Source organism: Streptomyces sp. NPDC058671 (assembly GCF_042716475.1).
Lineage (GTDB): Bacteria > Actinomycetota > Actinomycetes > Streptomycetales > Streptomycetaceae > Streptomyces.
In genome coordinates, this window is the sequence record NZ_JBHXSA010000001.1 from 92,158 (window position 1) to 107,911 (window position 15,754).

At 69.6% G+C, this 15,754-nt stretch carries 12 protein-coding genes; 10 read left to right on the forward strand and 2 right to left on the reverse strand.

Translation table 11 applies throughout. From position 1 onward, the window contains the following. Positions 1-314 precede the first annotated feature (314 nt). From ACFWV2_RS00355 to ACFWV2_RS00365, 3 genes are all read left to right on the forward strand, one after another. Positions 315-995: a helix-turn-helix transcriptional regulator gene (locus tag ACFWV2_RS00355; protein ID WP_360788152.1), complete on the forward strand. Its 681-nt coding sequence runs from the start codon at positions 315-317 to the stop codon at positions 993-995. Between the two features lie 49 nt (positions 996-1,044). Next, a complete protein-coding gene (locus tag ACFWV2_RS00360; RefSeq protein WP_384399398.1) occupies positions 1,045-2,127 on the forward strand; it encodes an inositol-3-phosphate synthase in 1,083 nt (360 codons plus the stop codon). A gap of 76 nt (positions 2,128-2,203) precedes the next feature. Next, the gene (locus ACFWV2_RS00365) at positions 2,204-3,463 is read left to right on the forward strand and encodes an MFS transporter (RefSeq protein WP_384399401.1); all 1,260 of its coding nucleotides are present in this window, start codon (positions 2,204-2,206) and stop codon (positions 3,461-3,463) included. A gap of 87 nt (positions 3,464-3,550) precedes the next feature. Here the strand turns inward: ACFWV2_RS00365 and ACFWV2_RS00370 are convergent, their stop codons facing one another. Beyond that, entirely contained in the window at positions 3,551-5,017 is a 1,467-nt protein-coding gene (locus ACFWV2_RS00370) for a CCA tRNA nucleotidyltransferase (protein ID WP_384399404.1), read from the reverse strand. A gap of 236 nt (positions 5,018-5,253) precedes the next feature. Between ACFWV2_RS00370 and ACFWV2_RS00375 the strand changes: the two genes are divergently transcribed. The 7 genes from ACFWV2_RS00375 (at position 5,254) to trxA (ending at position 14,866) form a co-directional block, all read left to right on the forward strand. Next, complete coding sequence (locus ACFWV2_RS00375) at positions 5,254-7,626, forward strand: DUF6049 family protein (protein WP_384399408.1); 2,373 nt, start codon at positions 5,254-5,256, stop codon at positions 7,624-7,626. 45 nt (positions 7,627-7,671) lie between these two features. Further along, entirely contained in the window at positions 7,672-9,912 is a 2,241-nt protein-coding gene (gene murJ, locus ACFWV2_RS00380; RefSeq protein ID WP_384399411.1) for a murein biosynthesis integral membrane protein MurJ, read from the forward strand. Between the two features lie 117 nt (positions 9,913-10,029). Beyond that, positions 10,030-11,715: a protein kinase family protein gene (locus ACFWV2_RS00385; RefSeq protein WP_384399414.1), complete on the forward strand. Its 1,686-nt coding sequence runs from the start codon at positions 10,030-10,032 to the stop codon at positions 11,713-11,715. Positions 11,716-11,740: 25 nt separating this feature from the next. After that, positions 11,741-12,445 (forward strand): RNA polymerase sigma factor SigM, encoded by a 705-nt coding sequence (gene sigM / locus ACFWV2_RS00390; RefSeq protein ID WP_384399417.1) that lies wholly within the window; start codon positions 11,741-11,743, stop codon positions 12,443-12,445. After that, the gene (locus ACFWV2_RS00395) at positions 12,442-13,377 is read left to right on the forward strand and encodes a hypothetical protein (RefSeq protein ID WP_384399420.1); all 936 of its coding nucleotides are present in this window, start codon (positions 12,442-12,444) and stop codon (positions 13,375-13,377) included. The genes sigM and ACFWV2_RS00395 overlap by 4 nt, the downstream gene beginning before the upstream one ends. A gap of 149 nt (positions 13,378-13,526) precedes the next feature. After that, complete coding sequence (trxB, locus tag ACFWV2_RS00400; protein WP_384399423.1) at positions 13,527-14,492, forward strand: thioredoxin-disulfide reductase; 966 nt, start codon at positions 13,527-13,529, stop codon at positions 14,490-14,492. Positions 14,493-14,536: 44 nt separating this feature from the next. Continuing rightward, positions 14,537-14,866 (forward strand): thioredoxin, encoded by a 330-nt coding sequence (trxA, locus tag ACFWV2_RS00405; RefSeq protein WP_360788182.1) that lies wholly within the window; start codon positions 14,537-14,539, stop codon positions 14,864-14,866. Positions 14,867-14,965: 99 nt separating this feature from the next. Here the strand turns inward: trxA and ACFWV2_RS00410 are convergent, their stop codons facing one another. Then, positions 14,966-15,583 carry a GNAT family N-acetyltransferase gene (locus ACFWV2_RS00410; RefSeq protein WP_384399426.1) on the reverse strand — a complete coding sequence of 206 codons (618 nt, stop codon included), beginning with the start codon at positions 15,581-15,583 and terminating at the stop codon, positions 14,966-14,968. Between the last annotated feature and the right edge of the window lie 171 nt (positions 15,584-15,754).

Below are 15,754 nucleotides of genomic sequence, written 5' to 3' on the forward strand. Positions count from 1 at the left end.
CCCCCGAAATGCGCACGGCCGGAACCCCATCGGAGGTCCCCCCGTACCGCAGCCGGTCACCCGGAGCACTGACGCCCCATGGCGATGCTCGGTTCCCGGTGTTCTGCATGCCGCACAGACTACGCACGGCCAAAACCCACCTGGCACCGGACTTCACCCCAAATCAGGCAAGTCGAACGCTGTGAATCGAGGATGTGACGCCGGTCACGGCGGTCCCGCTTGTCGGGACACGGAGGCCGTTCTATCGTGCTGATGTATCGAGCCGATACATCAGCACGGCATAAGGGCCCCGAAGGCGGAAGAGGAGGCGACGAATGAGCAGACGCTCCGGCATCCTCGAGTTCGCCGTCCTCGGCCTGCTCCGCGAGGCGCCGATGCACGGGTACGAGCTGCGGAAGCGCCTCAACACCTCGCTGGGCGTCTTCCGGGCCTTCAGCTACGGAACGCTGTACCCCTGCCTCAAGACGCTGGTCACCAACGGCTGGTTGATCGAGGAACCGGGCAGCGCTCCGGAAGAGGCCCTCGCCGCGTCACTCGCGGGACGCCGAGCCAAGATCGTCTACAGGTTGACCCCCGAGGGCAAGGAACACTTCGAGGAGCTCCTTTCCCACACCGGCCCGGACGCCTGGGAGGACGAGCACTTCGCCGCACGCTTCGCCTTCTTCGGGCAGACCGAGCGCGAGGTGCGGATGCGCGTCCTCGAAGGGCGCCGCAGCCGGCTGGAGGAGCGCCTGGAGAAGATGCGCGCCTCCCTGGCCCGGACCCGCGAGCGCCTCGACGACTACACACTTGAGCTGCAGCGCCACGGTATGGAGTCCGTGGAGCGCGAAGTGCGCTGGCTGAACGAGCTCATCGAGAGCGAGCGGGCAGGACGGGATCAGCGATCCGGTTCCGACGCCCCCGCTCTGCACGACAACGATTCTGGAGAAACGGGCGGCCTGCCCCGGCACGGGGGCAGTACCCGGCCGGATCCGTCCGACGACACCGCCAAGTGAATCCCTGCGCACAGCAGGGATTCCACGATCACAACAGGGAGCAACCGGAATGGGTTCGGTTCGCGTAGCCATCGTCGGCGTGGGCAACTGCGCCGCCTCGCTGGTTCAGGGCGTCGAGTACTACAAGGACGCCGACCCGGCGGCCAAGGTGCCCGGCCTGATGCACGTCCAGTTCGGCGACTACCACGTCGGTGACGTCGAGTTCGTCGCCGCCTTCGACGTCGACGCGAAGAAGGTCGGCCTCGACCTCTCGGACGCCATCGGCGCCAGCGAGAACAACACCATCAAGATCTGCGACGTCCCGAACAGGGGCGTCACGGTCCAGCGCGGTCACACGCTCGACGGTCTCGGCAAGTACTACCGCCTGACCATCGAGGAGTCCGCCGAGGAGCCGGTCGACATCGTCCAGATCCTCAAGGACCGCGAGGTCGACGTTCTCATCTGCTACCTGCCGGTGGGTTCCGAGGAAGCCGCGAAGTTCTACGCCCAGTGCGCCATCGACGCCAAGGTCGCCTTCGTCAACGCCCTTCCGGTCTTCATCGCCGGCACCAAGGAGTGGGCGGACAAGTTCACCGAGGCGGGCGTCCCGATCGTCGGCGACGACATCAAGTCGCAGGTCGGCGCGACCATCACGCACCGCGTGATGGCGAAGCTGTTCGAGGACCGTGGTGTCCGTCTTGAGCGCACGATGCAGCTCAACGTCGGCGGCAACATGGACTTCAAGAACATGCTGGAGCGGGACCGTCTGGAGTCGAAGAAGATCTCCAAGACCCAGGCCGTCACCTCGCAGATCCCCGACCGCGAGATGGGCGAGAAGAACGTCCACATCGGTCCGTCGGACTACGTGGCGTGGCTGGACGACCGCAAGTGGGCGTACGTGCGTCTTGAGGGCCGCGCCTTCGGTGACGTCCCGCTGAACCTCGAGTACAAGCTCGAGGTGTGGGACTCCCCGAACTCGGCGGGTGTCATCATCGACGCCCTGCGTGCCGCGAAGATCGCCAAGGACCGCGGAATCGGCGGCCCGATCCTCTCCGCGTCGTCGTACTTCATGAAGTCCCCGCCGGTGCAGTACTTCGACGACGAGGCCTACGCCAACGTCGAGAAGTTCATCAAGGGCGAGGTCGAGCGCTAAGCTCCGCCCCGTTTGTCGACAGAGGGTCCCCGAGGCACTTGCCCGGGGGCCCTCTTCGTATGTGAGTCTTGCTGCCATGTCCGTCGTACGTGATCTGCGCGTACTCCTGCGCCTGACGAACTTCCGCCGCCTGCTCACCGTCCGGCTGCTCTCCCAGTGCGCCGACGGTGTCTACCAGGTGGCCCTGGCCACGTACGTCGTCTTCTCCCCCGAGAAACAGACCTCCCCGGCGGCGATCGCCTCCGCGATGGCGATCCTGCTGCTCCCGTACTCGCTCGTCGGGCCCTTCGCCGGCGTGCTCCTGGACCGCTGGCAGCGGCGCCAGGTCTTCCTGTACGGCAACCTGCTGCGCGCCCTGCTCGCCGGTGGCACCGCCGTGCTCGTCATCGCCTCCGTTCCCGACTGGCTCTTCTACGTCTCCGCGCTCTCCGTCACAGCCGTCAACCGCTTCGTCCTCGCCGGCCTCTCGGCCTCACTCCCGCGTGTCGTCGACGCCGAACGGCTGGTCGTGGCGAACTCGCTCTCCCCCACCGCCGGCACCCTCGCCGCGACCGTGGGCGGCGGACTCGCGTTCGGCATCCAGTTGATCGCCTCCCGGTCCGACGCGGTCGTGGTGGGCTTCGGTGCGGCCCTCTATCTCTGCGCCGCCCTCGCCTCCCTGCGGATGTCCCGAGAGCTTCTCGGTCCCGATCCGGACCTCCTACCGCAGCGCCTCAGCTCAGCGCTGGCCTCGACGGCCCGAGGCCTGGCCGGGGGGCTGCGTCACCTCGCCGAGCGACGGCCGGCTGCCCGCGCTCTTACCGCGGTGGGCCTCATGCGCTTCTGTTATGGCGCCCTATTGGTCACCGTGCTCATGCTCTGCCGCTACGCCTGGGGTGCCACGGAGTCCGAAGGGCTCGCGCTGCTCGGACTCGCCGTCGGCGTCTCGGGCGCGGGATTCTTCGCGGCCGCCGTCGTCTCCCCCTGGGCGGTGGGACGGCTCGGCCCCTTCGGCTGGATGACGGTGTGCGCGGCGGCGGCCGCCGTGCTCGAACCGGTGCTCGCCCTGACCTTCGCCCCGGTCCCCTTCCTCGTCGCCGCCTTCCTCCTGGGGCTCATCACCCAAGGGTCCAAGATCGCGACGGACACGGTTGTGCAGACCACCGTGGACGACTCCTACCGCGGCCGGGTCTTCGCGCTGTACGACGTGCTGTTCAACGTCGCCTTCGTGGCTGCGGCGGGGGTCGCGGCGCTGATGCTGCCGCCCGACGGCCGATCCACTCTGCTGGTCGTGCTCGTGGGCGTGATCTACGCGGCGATCGCTCTGGCCTTGGGGCGGGGAAGGACGAAGGGGTGATGTTTCACGTGAAACACCACCCCCTCTCGCTGTCGTGGGCCGGCGGTGTTTCACGTGAAACATCCCCGCACCCCGACGCGGCACGACTCAGCTCTGCGTGGCCCACCACTCCTTGAGCGCGCCGACCGCCCGCTCGTGCTCCATCGGGCCGTTCTCCAGACGCAGCTCCAACAGGAACTTGTACGCCTGGCCGATGGCGGGTCCGGGGCCGATGCCCAGGATCTCCTGGATCTGGTTCCCGTCGAGGTCGGGGCGGATCGCGTCCAGTTCCTCCTGCTCCTGGAGCTGGGCGATGCGCTCCTCCAGGCCGTCATAGGCGCGGGAGAGCGCGGTCGCCTTGCGCTTGTTGCGGGTCGTGCAGTCCGAGCGGGTCAGCTTGTGCAGACGCGAGAGCATCGGCCCCGCGTCACGGACGTAGCGGCGGACGGCCGAGTCGGTCCACTCACCGGTCCCGTACCCGTGGAAGCGAAGGTGCAGCTCCACCAGTTGCGAGACGTCCTTGATCATCTCGTTGGAGTACTTCAGCGCGGTCATGCGTTTCTTGGTCATCTTCGCGCCGACCACCTCGTGGTGGTGGAAGGAGACCCGGCCGTCCTTCTCGAAGCGACGGGTGCGCGGCTTGCCGATGTCATGAAGCAGGGCCGCAAGGCGCAGCACCAGATCCGGGCCGTTCTCCTCCAGGTCGATCGCCTGGTCGAGCACGGTCAGGGAGTGCTCGTAGACGTCCTTGTGCCGATGGTGCTCGTCGCTCTCCAGGCGCAGCGCGGGCAGCTCAGGGAGCACATGATCGGCGAGCCCGGTGTCGACGAGGAGCCCGAGGCCCTTGCGGGGGTGGGCGGAGAGCAGCAGCTTGTTGAGCTCGTCGCGGACACGCTCGGCGGAGACGATCTCGATCCGGCCGGACATCTCCGTCATCGCCGTGACGACCTCGGGGGCGACCTCGAAGTCCAGCTGGGCGGCGAACCGCGCGGCCCGCATCATGCGCAAGGGGTCGTCGGAGAAAGATTCCTCCGGCGTACCGGGAGTGCGCAGCACCCGGGCGGCGAGATCCTCCAGGCCGCCGTACGGGTCGATGAACTCCTTCTCCGGCAGCGCCACGGCCATGGCGTTGACGGTGAAGTCACGCCGGACGAGGTCGTCGTCGATGGAGTCGCCGTAGGAGACCTCGGGCTTGCGCGACGTCCGGTCGTACGCCTCCGAGCGGTAGGTGGTGACTTCGATCTCAAAGCGCTGGACAGCGTCTCCGACGCGGGCGTCCTTCTGGCAGCCGACCGTCCCGAAGGCGATGCCGACCTCCCATACGGCGTCGGCCCAGGGCCGGACGATCTTCAGTACGTCCTCGGGGCGGGCGTCGGTGGTGAAGTCCAGGTCGTTGCCGAGCCGGCCGAGCAGGGCGTCCCGTACCGAGCCTCCGACCAGCGCGAGGCTGAACCCGGCCTCCTGGAAACGGCGGGCGAGGTCGTCGGCGGCAGGGGACACACGCAGCAGTTCGCTGACCGCGCGGCGTTGCACCTGGCTCAGTGCGGTCGGGGTGTCTTCGTTGGCGTTCGGCACAACAGAAAAGGGTACGTGCCCCGGCTCGCGGTGACGTCCCCGTTTTTCCGGAGCGCCGGGGCTCGTGACGCGCCGGCCGGAGGCCCGTCGGGAGGTCGGAGGAAGATCGACCGGAGACCGGCTGGAGCAGTCCCCGGCACTTGCTCCCAGCGTGCCTCGTTACCATGCCTGGACACAGCAACCGGGAACCACCTACACCACAGGCACCACAGACAACGACGAGGACGGGCGAACGCGTGGCCGAGGCGGCAGACATCCAGGGAACCGGTCCCTCACCTGCCCGCCGATGGCTGCGGCGCACGATCACCGTCGCCTTCGGGGCGCCTCTCCTCGCCGGACTCCTCCAGGCCCCGGCGGTGACCTCTCCGGCAGCCGCCGCCGAGGACGCCACCGGCTCGAAGACCGTCGATGTGTCCCTCGACACGCTGACTCCGAGCGCGCCCGTCGAAGGGGACACCGTCAGGGTCACCGGGACGGTCACCAACCGGAGCAGGAAGACCGTCACCGACGCGACCGTGGACCTGCACGTCGGGCCGCGGATGACGAGCCGCAGCCAGATCGATCAGGTGGCAGGACGTACCGGCTTCCGCCGCGACAGTGACCCTGCCGCACTCGAGGACGCCCCCGCCATCGCCATCCCCCGGCTGGGCGCCGGACTCAGTGCGGAGTTCTCCCTCTCCGTACCGGTCTCCAAGCTCGGACTCGACGAGGCGGGCGTCTATCAGCTGGGCGTCTCCCTCACCGGGCAGACCACGGACCAGCGCTACGACCGGGTGCTCGGCATCGAGCGGACCTTCGTGCCCTACCAGCCCGAGGCCACCGAGAAGAAGACCCAGCTCACCTATCTGTGGCCGCTGATCTCCTCGGCTCATGTCTCGGCGGAGACGGCCACGGACGATCAGCAGACCCCGGTCTTCGAGGACGACGCCCTGGCGGCCGAGCTGAAGCCGGGCGGACGGCTCGACCAGCTGGTCTCGCTGGGCAAGGACCTCCCCGTCACGTGGGTGGTCGACCCGGATCTGCTGGCCTCCGTCGACGCCATGGCGAACGGTTACCGCGTCAAGGACGGCAACGGCACCCTGCACGTCCCCGGCCCGAACCAGACCGTCGCGGAGCGGTGGCTGAACGCGCTGGAGAAGGCGATCGAGGGCCGCAAGGTCGTCGCCCTTCCCTTCGCGGACCCCGACCTCGCCTCCCTGGCCCACCGCGGCAAGGACGTCCCCGGCTCGCTGGGGCACCTCCAGTCGGCGACCGCCCTCGCCAGAGGAACGGTGGAGACGATCCTCCACGTACAGCCCGCCACGGATTTCGCCTGGCCCGCCGACGGGGCCGTCGACCCGTCGATCGTGGCGGTGGCGACCTCGGCCGGTGCCGACAAGGTGATCGCCCGCAGCGACAGCGTCCGCGACGACCTCTCGTACACGCCCACGGCCGCCCGTCCCCTCGGCAACGGCAGCACGACGGCCGTGGTGAGCGACGCGCTCCTGTCGACCGCGTTCGAGGGGGACATGGTCCGGGCGGAGAAGTCCACGCTCGCGGTCCAGGAGTTCCTCGCCCAGTCCCTCGCGATCACCCTGGAGCAGCCGGAGGTCCGGCGCAGCATCGTGGTCGCCCCACAACGGATGCCGTCCGTCGCCCAGGCGCAGACCATGGCGACCGCCCTTCACGGGCTCTCCGGCCGGCGCTGGAGCGAGCCGGTCGACCTCCTGGCGGCAGCGGCGGCCAAGCCGGACCCCGACGCCTCCACCGCGGTGCCCGGCAGCTCCCGGTACCCGAAGAAGCTGCGCGACCGTGAGCTGCCGGTCCAGGCCTTCCGGGACATGAAGACCACCCGCGACGAGCTGGACGACTTCAAGGTCGTCCTGACCCTGCCGTATCGCGTCGTGACCCCCTTCGGCAACGCGATCAACCGCGAGATGTCGACCTCGTGGCGTGGTCAGGCGAGAGCGGCGGCGATCTACCGGGGCAACGTCCTGGAGTATCTGCAGACCCTCACCAAGGGGGTCCAACTGGTGGACAAGTCGGACCTCACCCTGTCCGGCCGTAGCGCGACGATCCCCGTGACCGTCCAGAACCAGCTGCTGCAGGACGCCCATCTGGTGCTCCGGCTCACCTCCGGCAACAAGAACCGGCTGAAGCTGAACGGCGACGACGGGCTCGCCGAGCTGCCCGTGAAGATCAACGGCGGGCACAGCCAGTCGGTGAAGTTCCCGGTATCGGCGAACGTCAACGGCCAGGTGGCGATGACGGCCCAGCTCTACACCGACGACGGCACCCCGTACGGACAGCCGATGACCTTCAACGTGAAGGTCTCCGAGATCACCGCCACGGTGATGCTCGTGATCGCCGGTGGAGTCCTCCTCCTCGTTCTGGCAGGCGTACGCATGTACAGCCAGCGCAAGCGGCGCGCCGCCCTGAACGCCGAAGCGGAAGCCGAGGCGGCGGAGCCAGGCACGGAGGCGGAGGACGAGCAGACGGACCCGGAGACGGAGACACGGCCGGCGGAGACCGACGGGGACGACGAACCCGTGCAGCCGAGTGACCCGACACCGGACACCGGGCCCGAAAGCGCCGACCCGTCGGGCGCGGGTGAGAAAGTGGACCGTTGAGCGATGTCGTGGCCGGTCGGCCGGGGACGATGAGGTGGGGTAACCATGAACGCGCCGTACGACGGTGACCGCGGCCAGGGCCCGGGCGGCACCGCGCCGTCCGGTGGGACGCCCCCGGCACCTCCCGGTTCCGGCTACCCGCCGGTGCCGCCCCCACAGGGCGCCCACCCGCAGCACCCACCGGAGCAGGACCCCTACGGACAGGGCGTCCACCCGCAGCACCCGTACGCCCAGGACCCCTACGTCCAGGACGCGTACACCCATGACCCGTACCGCGCCCAGGACCTCTCCGCGCAGGACCCGGTGACCGAGGCGCTCTACGACCGCGCCGCGCACCCGCCGCCGCCACCCGGCACCTACCAGGAGCCGCAGCCGCTCTACCAGCAGCCTGCCCCGCCCCCGCACGCCCCCGACCCCCGGGTGTGGGCGCACACCCCGGCGCCGGAGCCCGAAGGCCCCTCGCGCCACCTGCCGTACGGCGACGACGCGCGCACGGTCCAGTTCACCGGCGTAGACGACCTCGTCACCCGGGCCGGCGATGAGGTGCCCGAACCGGACGCCTTCGCGCACCTCTACCGCGACCAGCAGACGCCCGGCCAGGTCCCCCCGCCGGCCCCGGAGCCGGACCCCATGCCCGCGCCCGCCCCCAAGAAGTCCGGCCGCGCCTCCGGGCTGCTGAAGTCGAGCGCGCTGATGGCGGCCGGCACCCTGGTGTCCCGGCTCACCGGTTTCGTCCGCAGCCTGGTGATCACCGGCGCGCTCGGCGCGGCCCTGCTCGGTGACACCTTCACCATCGCCTACACCCTGCCGACGATGATCTACATCCTCACCGTCGGCGGCGGCCTCAACTCCGTCTTCGTCCCGCAGCTCGTCCGCTCGATGAAGAACGACGAGGACGGCGGCGAGGCCTACGCCAACCGTCTGCTCACCCTGGTCATGGTGGCCCTCGCCGCCATCGTGGCCCTCGCCGTCTTCGCGGCTCCGCTGCTCATCCGGCTGATGTCGAACACCATCGCCGACGACACGGCGGCCAACAGCGTGGCCGTGACCTTCGCCCGCTACTGCCTGCCCACGATCTTCTTCATGGGCGTTCACGTGGTGATGGGTCAGATCCTCAACGCCCGCGGCAAGTTCGGCGCGATGATGTGGACCCCGGTCCTCAACAACATCGTCATGATCGTCACCTTCGGCCTGTTCATCTGGGTCTACGGCACCTCCGCCGAGTCCCAGATGGGTGTGCAGACCATCCCGGACGACGGCATCCGCCTGCTCGGCATCGGCACCCTCCTCGGACTCGTCGTCCAGGCGCTGGCGATGATCCCGTACCTCCGTGAGACGGGCTTCCGCTTCCGGCCCCGCTTCGACTGGAAGGGCCACGGGCTCGGCAAGACGGTCAAGCTCGCCAAATGGACCGTCCTCTTCGTCCTCGCCAACCAGGCGGGCGTCCTGGTCGTCACCCAGCTGGCCACGGCCGCCGGTGCGGAGTCCGGACAGAACGGCGCCGGCTTCCTCGCGTACTCGAACGCCCAGCTGATCTGGGGCATGCCGCAGGCCATCATCACCGTCTCCGTCATGGCCGCGCTGCTGCCGCGGATCTCACGCGCCGCCCACGACGACGACCCCGGTGCCGTCCGGGACGACATCTCGCAGGGTCTGCGCAACTCGGCCGTAGCGATCGTCCCCGTCTCCTTCGCCTTCCTCGCGCTCGGCGTCCCGATGTGCACCCTGCTGTACGCCTCCAGCGGCTTCGAGGCAGCCCAGAGCATGGGCTTCATCCTGATGGCCTTCGGCCTCGGCCTGATCCCCTACTCCGTCCAGTACGTCGTGCTCCGCGGCTTCTACGCCTACGAGGACACCCGGACGCCCTTCTACAACACGGTCATCGTCGCCGCGGTCAACGCAGCCGCCTCCGCGCTCTGTTACGTCGTCCTGCCCGCCCGATGGGCCGTCGTCGGTATGGCCGCCTCCTACGGACTCGCCTACGCCGTCGGTGTCGGCATCGCATGGCGCCGCCTCCGCAAGCGGCTGGGAGGCGACCTGGACGGCACCCAGGTCATGCGGACCTACGCGCGCCTCTGCATGGCCTCCGTCCCCGCCGCGATCGTCTCCGGCGCCGTCGGATTCGGTCTGCTGAAGCTCCTCGGCGAAGGCGCGTTGGGCTCACTCGTGGCCCTGCTCGTCGGCGGAGCGGTGCTCCTCGGAGTCTTCTTCGTCGCCGCCAAGCGGATGCGGATCGCGGAGCTGAACACCCTGGTCGGTATGGTGCGCGGACGCCTCGGACGCTGAACGGCGGGTCCCGCACAACCATCGGGGGGAACCGCGTGTCGTGCATAGCGTCCGACTGTGGGCACAATTGGCTTGGCTGTTGGATGTGGCGCAACGGATGGGGAGGCAGGAACGACGGTGGCGGAACGTAGCACGGCTGCCGTCGACGTGGCCGACAACAGCGGTGACGACCCGCTGACCGCCAAGGCGGACACGGCCGCGACCGACGGAGTGGCGGAAGAGCAGAAGACGGCGGAGCAGAGCGCCGAGGCCACGGAGAAGAAGGCGGTCGAACGACAGAGCGGCGAACAGCCCTCCCTGACGGCTCCCGAACTGCACAGCGGCCACAAGCTGGCCAGACGCTACCGGCTGGAGGAGTGCGTCACCCGACTGGACGGCTTCAGCAGCTGGCGTGCCGTCGACGAGAAACTGCGGCGTGCCGTAGGGGTCCACCTGCTGCCCGCGGACCACCCCCGGGCACGCTCGGTCCTGGCCGCGGCCCGCTCCTCGGCCCTCCTCGGCGACCCTCGTTTCGTCCAGGTCCTCGACGCCGTCGAGGAGAACGACCTCGTGTACGTCGTGCACGAGTGGCTGCCCGACTCCACCGAGCTGACCGCGCTGCTCGCGCTCGGCCCGCTGGAGCCCCACGACGCCTACCAGCTCGTCAGCCAGGTCTCCCAGGCCATGGCCGCCGCCCACCGCGAAGGCCTCGCACACCTCCGGCTCACCCCCAGCGCCGTCCTGCGCAGCTCCACCGGCCAGTACCGGATCCGCGGCCTTGCCGTGAACGCCGCCCTGCGCGGCATCACCGCCGAGCGGCCCCAGCGCACCGACACCGAGGCGATCGGCGCACTCCTGTACGCCGCGCTCACCCAGCGCTGGCCGTACGACAGTGACGCGTACGGGCTCTCCGGGCTTCCCAAGGGCGTCGGCCTCCTCGCGCCCGACCAGGTCCGTGCCGGCGTCCATCGGGGCCTCTCCGAGATCGCCATGCGCGCCCTGGTCAACGACGGGGCCACCGCCTCGCGTCAGGAGCCGCCCTGCACCACCCCGGACGAGCTGGCGAAGGCCGTGGCCGCGATGCCCCGTGTGAAGCCGCCGGAGCCCGAGTTCGCCGCACCGCCCGAGTACCAGCGCACGACGTACCAGCAGGGCACCTACGGGCGCCCCCAGCAGCGCCCCGCGCCCACCCAGCCGGTGATCGTCCCGCCTCCTCCGCTCCAGAGCCGCACCGGCACGGCGCTGAAGTGGGCCGTCTCCGCCCTTCTCATCGCCGCCCTCGGCCTGGGCAGCTGGCAGATCGCGGACCGGCTCCTCGGCCCCGAGGCCGCCCCCAAGGCGCCGGTGACGACGCCCACCGCCGACGAGAAGCCGCCACCGCCCAAGCCGATCGCCATCAAGTCCGCCGAGGACTTCGACCCGCTGGGCAACGGTGTGGAGAACGGCCAGGCCATAGAGAACGCCTACGACGGCGACCCCAGCACGTCCTGGCACACCGTGAACTACGCCAACGCCGAGTTCGGCTACCTGAAAGCCGGCGTAGGGCTCGTGCTCGACCTGGGCAAGGCCCAGGAGATCAGTTCGGTCGAGCTGGCCTTCACGGGTGACACCTCGGTAGAGCTGCGCACCGCGGCCGCCGATGCCTCCTCGGCGCCCTACACGCTCGACGACTTCACGACCCAGACGTCCGGCGACGGCACCGACGTCACGCTCAAACCCACCAAGCCCGTCACGACCCGCTACGTTCTGGTCTGGCTGACGAAGCTGCCCAACGACGACGGCGGGTTCCGCGGCAGGCTGACCGAGATCAAGATCATGGGCTGACCGCCGCACAAGGAGGGGCTCACCGTTGGACGATCCGATAGACAAGGCCACAGGCGACCAGGAGCTCCTGGCCCTCCATGTCGCCGGAGACCCGGACGCCTTCGGTGAGCTCGTGCGGCGGCATCGCGATCGGCTGTGGGCGGTCGCCCTGCGGACCCTGGGGGACCGCGAGGAGGCCGCTGACGCCGTCCAGGACGCCCTGATCTCCGCCTTCCGGGCCGCCCACACCTTCCGCGGCCAGTCGGCGGTCACGACCTGGCTCCACCGCATCACGGTGAACGCCTGCCTCGACCGCGCCCGCAAGACGGCCTCCCGCAGAACCTCACCGGTCGACGACTCCGGCCGCTTCGAGCAGCTCCTCGAACCCCACGAGTCGGCCGAGGCGCCCGTGGAACGACAGGATGTCCACCGCCAGGTCCTCGACGCGCTCGCCGCGATCCCCGCCGATCAGCGTGCCGCCCTCGTTCTGGTCGACATGCAGGGATACCCGGTGGCGGAGGCGGCCCGTATCCTCGGCGTTCCCACCGGCACCGTGAAGAGCCGCTGCGCGCGCGGGCGGGCACGACTCCTTCCGATGGTCACTCATCTGCGCGCCGACACCGTGGGTAACGAAGCCGCCGATGGGGGAAGGAACCGGACGCCGGGGACATCCGTCCCACCGGTGCCGGGGCCGACGGACACCGGACCGACTGATCCAGCTGCTGTGAAGGGCGGAGGTGGGCGCGCGTGACTTCCACGACCGGCAAGGCCGACACGACACAGCACCCGGACGTCTCGGAGATCTCCGACCTGACCGAGGGGCTGCTCTCACCGAGCCGCTCCGCCGTCGTACGCCGCCATCTGGACATCTGTCCGCTCTGCGCCGATGTACGGACCTCTCTGGAGGAGATCCGCGGGCTCCTGGGTACCCTGCCCGGGCCGCCCCGCATGCCTGCCGAGATCGCCGGCCGTATCGATGCCGCGCTCGCCGCCGAAGCCCTCCTCGCTGCCACGACGCCCGAGAGCGACGCCCCTGTTTCACGTGAAACATCGCGTACCCCGTCGGAGACGGTTGACTCCCCGTCCCGGCTCCCCGCCACGGACCGTCCTGCCGGACGCCCCGGCGCCGCCACCGGCCCCGGCCGGACCAGAAGGCCCCGCCGCCGGATCGCGCTGCTCTCCACGCTCGGTGCCGCCTTCAGTGCCGTGGTCCTGGGAACGAGCCTCTACCTCAGCCAGGTGGGCAGCATGAACGCCGGAGGAGACGCGGCGGACACCAGGAAGGCCGCCACGGCCGCCGGTGTCCCCCTCATCCCCTTCTCGGGGGCGCCGGTCGAGGACCGCGTCCACGCGCTCCTGGCCGAGGAAGGCACGGCCAGGACGCCCCGAGGAATCGGGCCCGAGTCCATGTCCGCCGAGACGGGCACCACGCCTCCCCAGCGGAACAGGGACACCGCCGTCCCCGGCTGTGTGCTGGCCGGCACCGGCCGCACCGACGCGGTACTCGGGCACGAGCGGGGCGAGTACCAGGGGTCGCCCGCCTACCTGGTGGTCCTGGCGGATCCCCTGGACAGCAACCGGATCCAGGCCTATGTCCTCGACGCCTCCTGCGCCGACCGGACCACGGCAAGCGGCAGCCCGGCCGCCGACCTTCTGTTCAGCCAGACGTTTCCCCGCTCCTGACCTCGCTCCGTGCCGGGTCCTCGTCCCGTCACGGTGCCGCGCGGCGGTCTCGGGAATGTACGCCCCTTAGGATCCGTTGGGTGGGGTGAGAGTGACCGAGACAACGCCCCCGTAGGCAGTGGCAGTCTGCAGAGACGAGGAAGAAATCCGTGAGCGACGTCCGTAACGTGATCATTATCGGCTCCGGGCCCGCGGGTTACACCGCTGCGCTCTACACCGCCCGAGCGTCGCTGAACCCCCTGGTCTTCGAAGGTGCCGTCACCGCCGGTGGCGCACTGATGAACACGACCGAGGTCGAGAACTTCCCCGGCTTCCGTGACGGCATCATGGGCCCGGACCTGATGGACAACATGCGGGCCCAGGCCGAGCGTTTCGGCGCCGAGCTGATCCCCGACGACGTCATCGCCGTCGACCTGACGGGCGAGATCAAGACGGTCACCGACACCGCCGGGACCGTGCACCGCGCCAAGGCCGTCATCGTCACCACGGGCTCTCAGCACCGCAAGCTCGGCCTGCCCAACGAAGACACGCTCTCCGGCCGCGGTGTCTCCTGGTGCGCCACCTGTGACGGGTTCTTCTTCAAGGACCAGGACATCGCCGTCGTCGGCGGTGGCGACACCGCGATCGAGGAGGCCACCTTCCTCTCCCGCTTCGCCAAGTCCGTCACGATCGTCCACCGTCGGGACACCCTTCGCGCCTCCAAGGCCATGCAGGAGCGTGCCTTCGCCGACCCGAAGATCTCGTTCGCCTGGGACAGCGAGGTCACCGAGATCCACGGCGAGCAGAAGCTCAGCGGTCTGACCCTGCGCGACACGAAGACCGGTGAGACCCGCCAGCTTCCCGTCACCGGCCTCTTCATCGCGGTCGGCCACGACCCGCGGACCGAGCTCTTCAAGGGTCAGCTGGACCTCGACGAGGAGGGCTACCTCAAGGTGGAGGCCCCGTCGACCCGCACGAACCTCACCGGTGTCTTCGGCGCCGGCGACGTCGTCGACCACACCTACCGCCAGGCCATCACGGCCGCCGGCACCGGCTGCTCCGCCGCGCTGGACGCCGAGCGTTTCCTGGCCGCCCTCGCCGACAGCGAGAAGCTGGCCGAGACCCCCGCGGTCTGACCCCGTCTCTCCTCACCACACCCCGCGAGATCAAGGAGGCCGCTGTGGCCCTGAAGACTGTGACCGACGCTTCCTTCGAAGACGACGTCCTCAAGAGCGACAAGCCCGTCCTGGTGGACTTCTGGGCGGCCTGGTGCGGCCCCTGCCGCCAGATCGCCCCGTCGCTGGAGGCCATCGCCGCCGAGCACGGCGAGATCGAGGTCGTGAAGCTCAACATCGACGAGAACCCGGCCACGGCCGCCAAGTACGGCGTCATGTCCATCCCGACGCTGAACGTGTACCAGGGCGGCGAGGTCGTGAAGACGATCGTCGGCGCCAAGCCGAAGGCCGCCATCCTGCGTGACCTTGAGGGTTTCGTCGAGCCCACGGCCTGATGCTCCCTCGTTGTTTCACGTGAAACAGCGCTTCTGTTTCACGTGAAACACAGAACGGCCCGCCCCCTCCTGGGGCGGGCCGTTCTCGTGTCCCCGAGGCTAGAGCGGCCGCAGGACGGGCTCCTTCTGCACGGCACCGAGAAGCCGGTCCAGGGCCATCTCGACGTCCTCCTTCCAGGAGAGCGTCGTCCGGAGCTCCAACCTCAGCCGGGGGAAAGCCGGATGCGGTCGCACCGTCTTGAAGCCCACCGCCAGAAGATGATCCACCGGCAGCACACAGGCGGGTTCCTTCCACCGAGCGTCTCCGAATGCCTCGATGGCCTTGAAACCCCTCCGCAGCAGGTCCTTGGCCACGGTCTGCAGCATCACCCGACCCAGACCCTGCCCCTGGTAGTCGGGCATGATCCAGGCGGTCATCAGCTGTGCGGCGTCGGCGGCCACGGGGCTCGTCGGAAAGGCCGTCGAACGCGGCACATAGGCCGGGGGAGCGTAGAGGACGTAGCCGACCGGCACCTCGTCGACATAGACCACCCGACCGCACGATCCCCACTCCAGCAGGACGCCGGAGATCCAGGCTTCCTTCTCCAACTCCGGCCGCCCGGCCTTCACCGCGGCCTCCCCGCTGACCGGGTCCAGCTCCCAGAAGACGCAGGAGCGACACCGTTGGGGCAGCTCCGGAAGGTTGTCCAGCGTGAGCGGTACGAGCCGACGCCCCACGGCTGCTCCTCACTTCCCTCGCCATCGAGTACGGATACGCCTCTGAGAATCGTATCGATCAGTCGATCGGCGGGACAGCGCTCACAGACAAAGGGCGGGGGGGTGGGGGGGGGGGTAGGGGGGGCGGCGGCGCCCGGGGCCCCGGCGCACCGGGCGGGGCGCCGGCGGCGC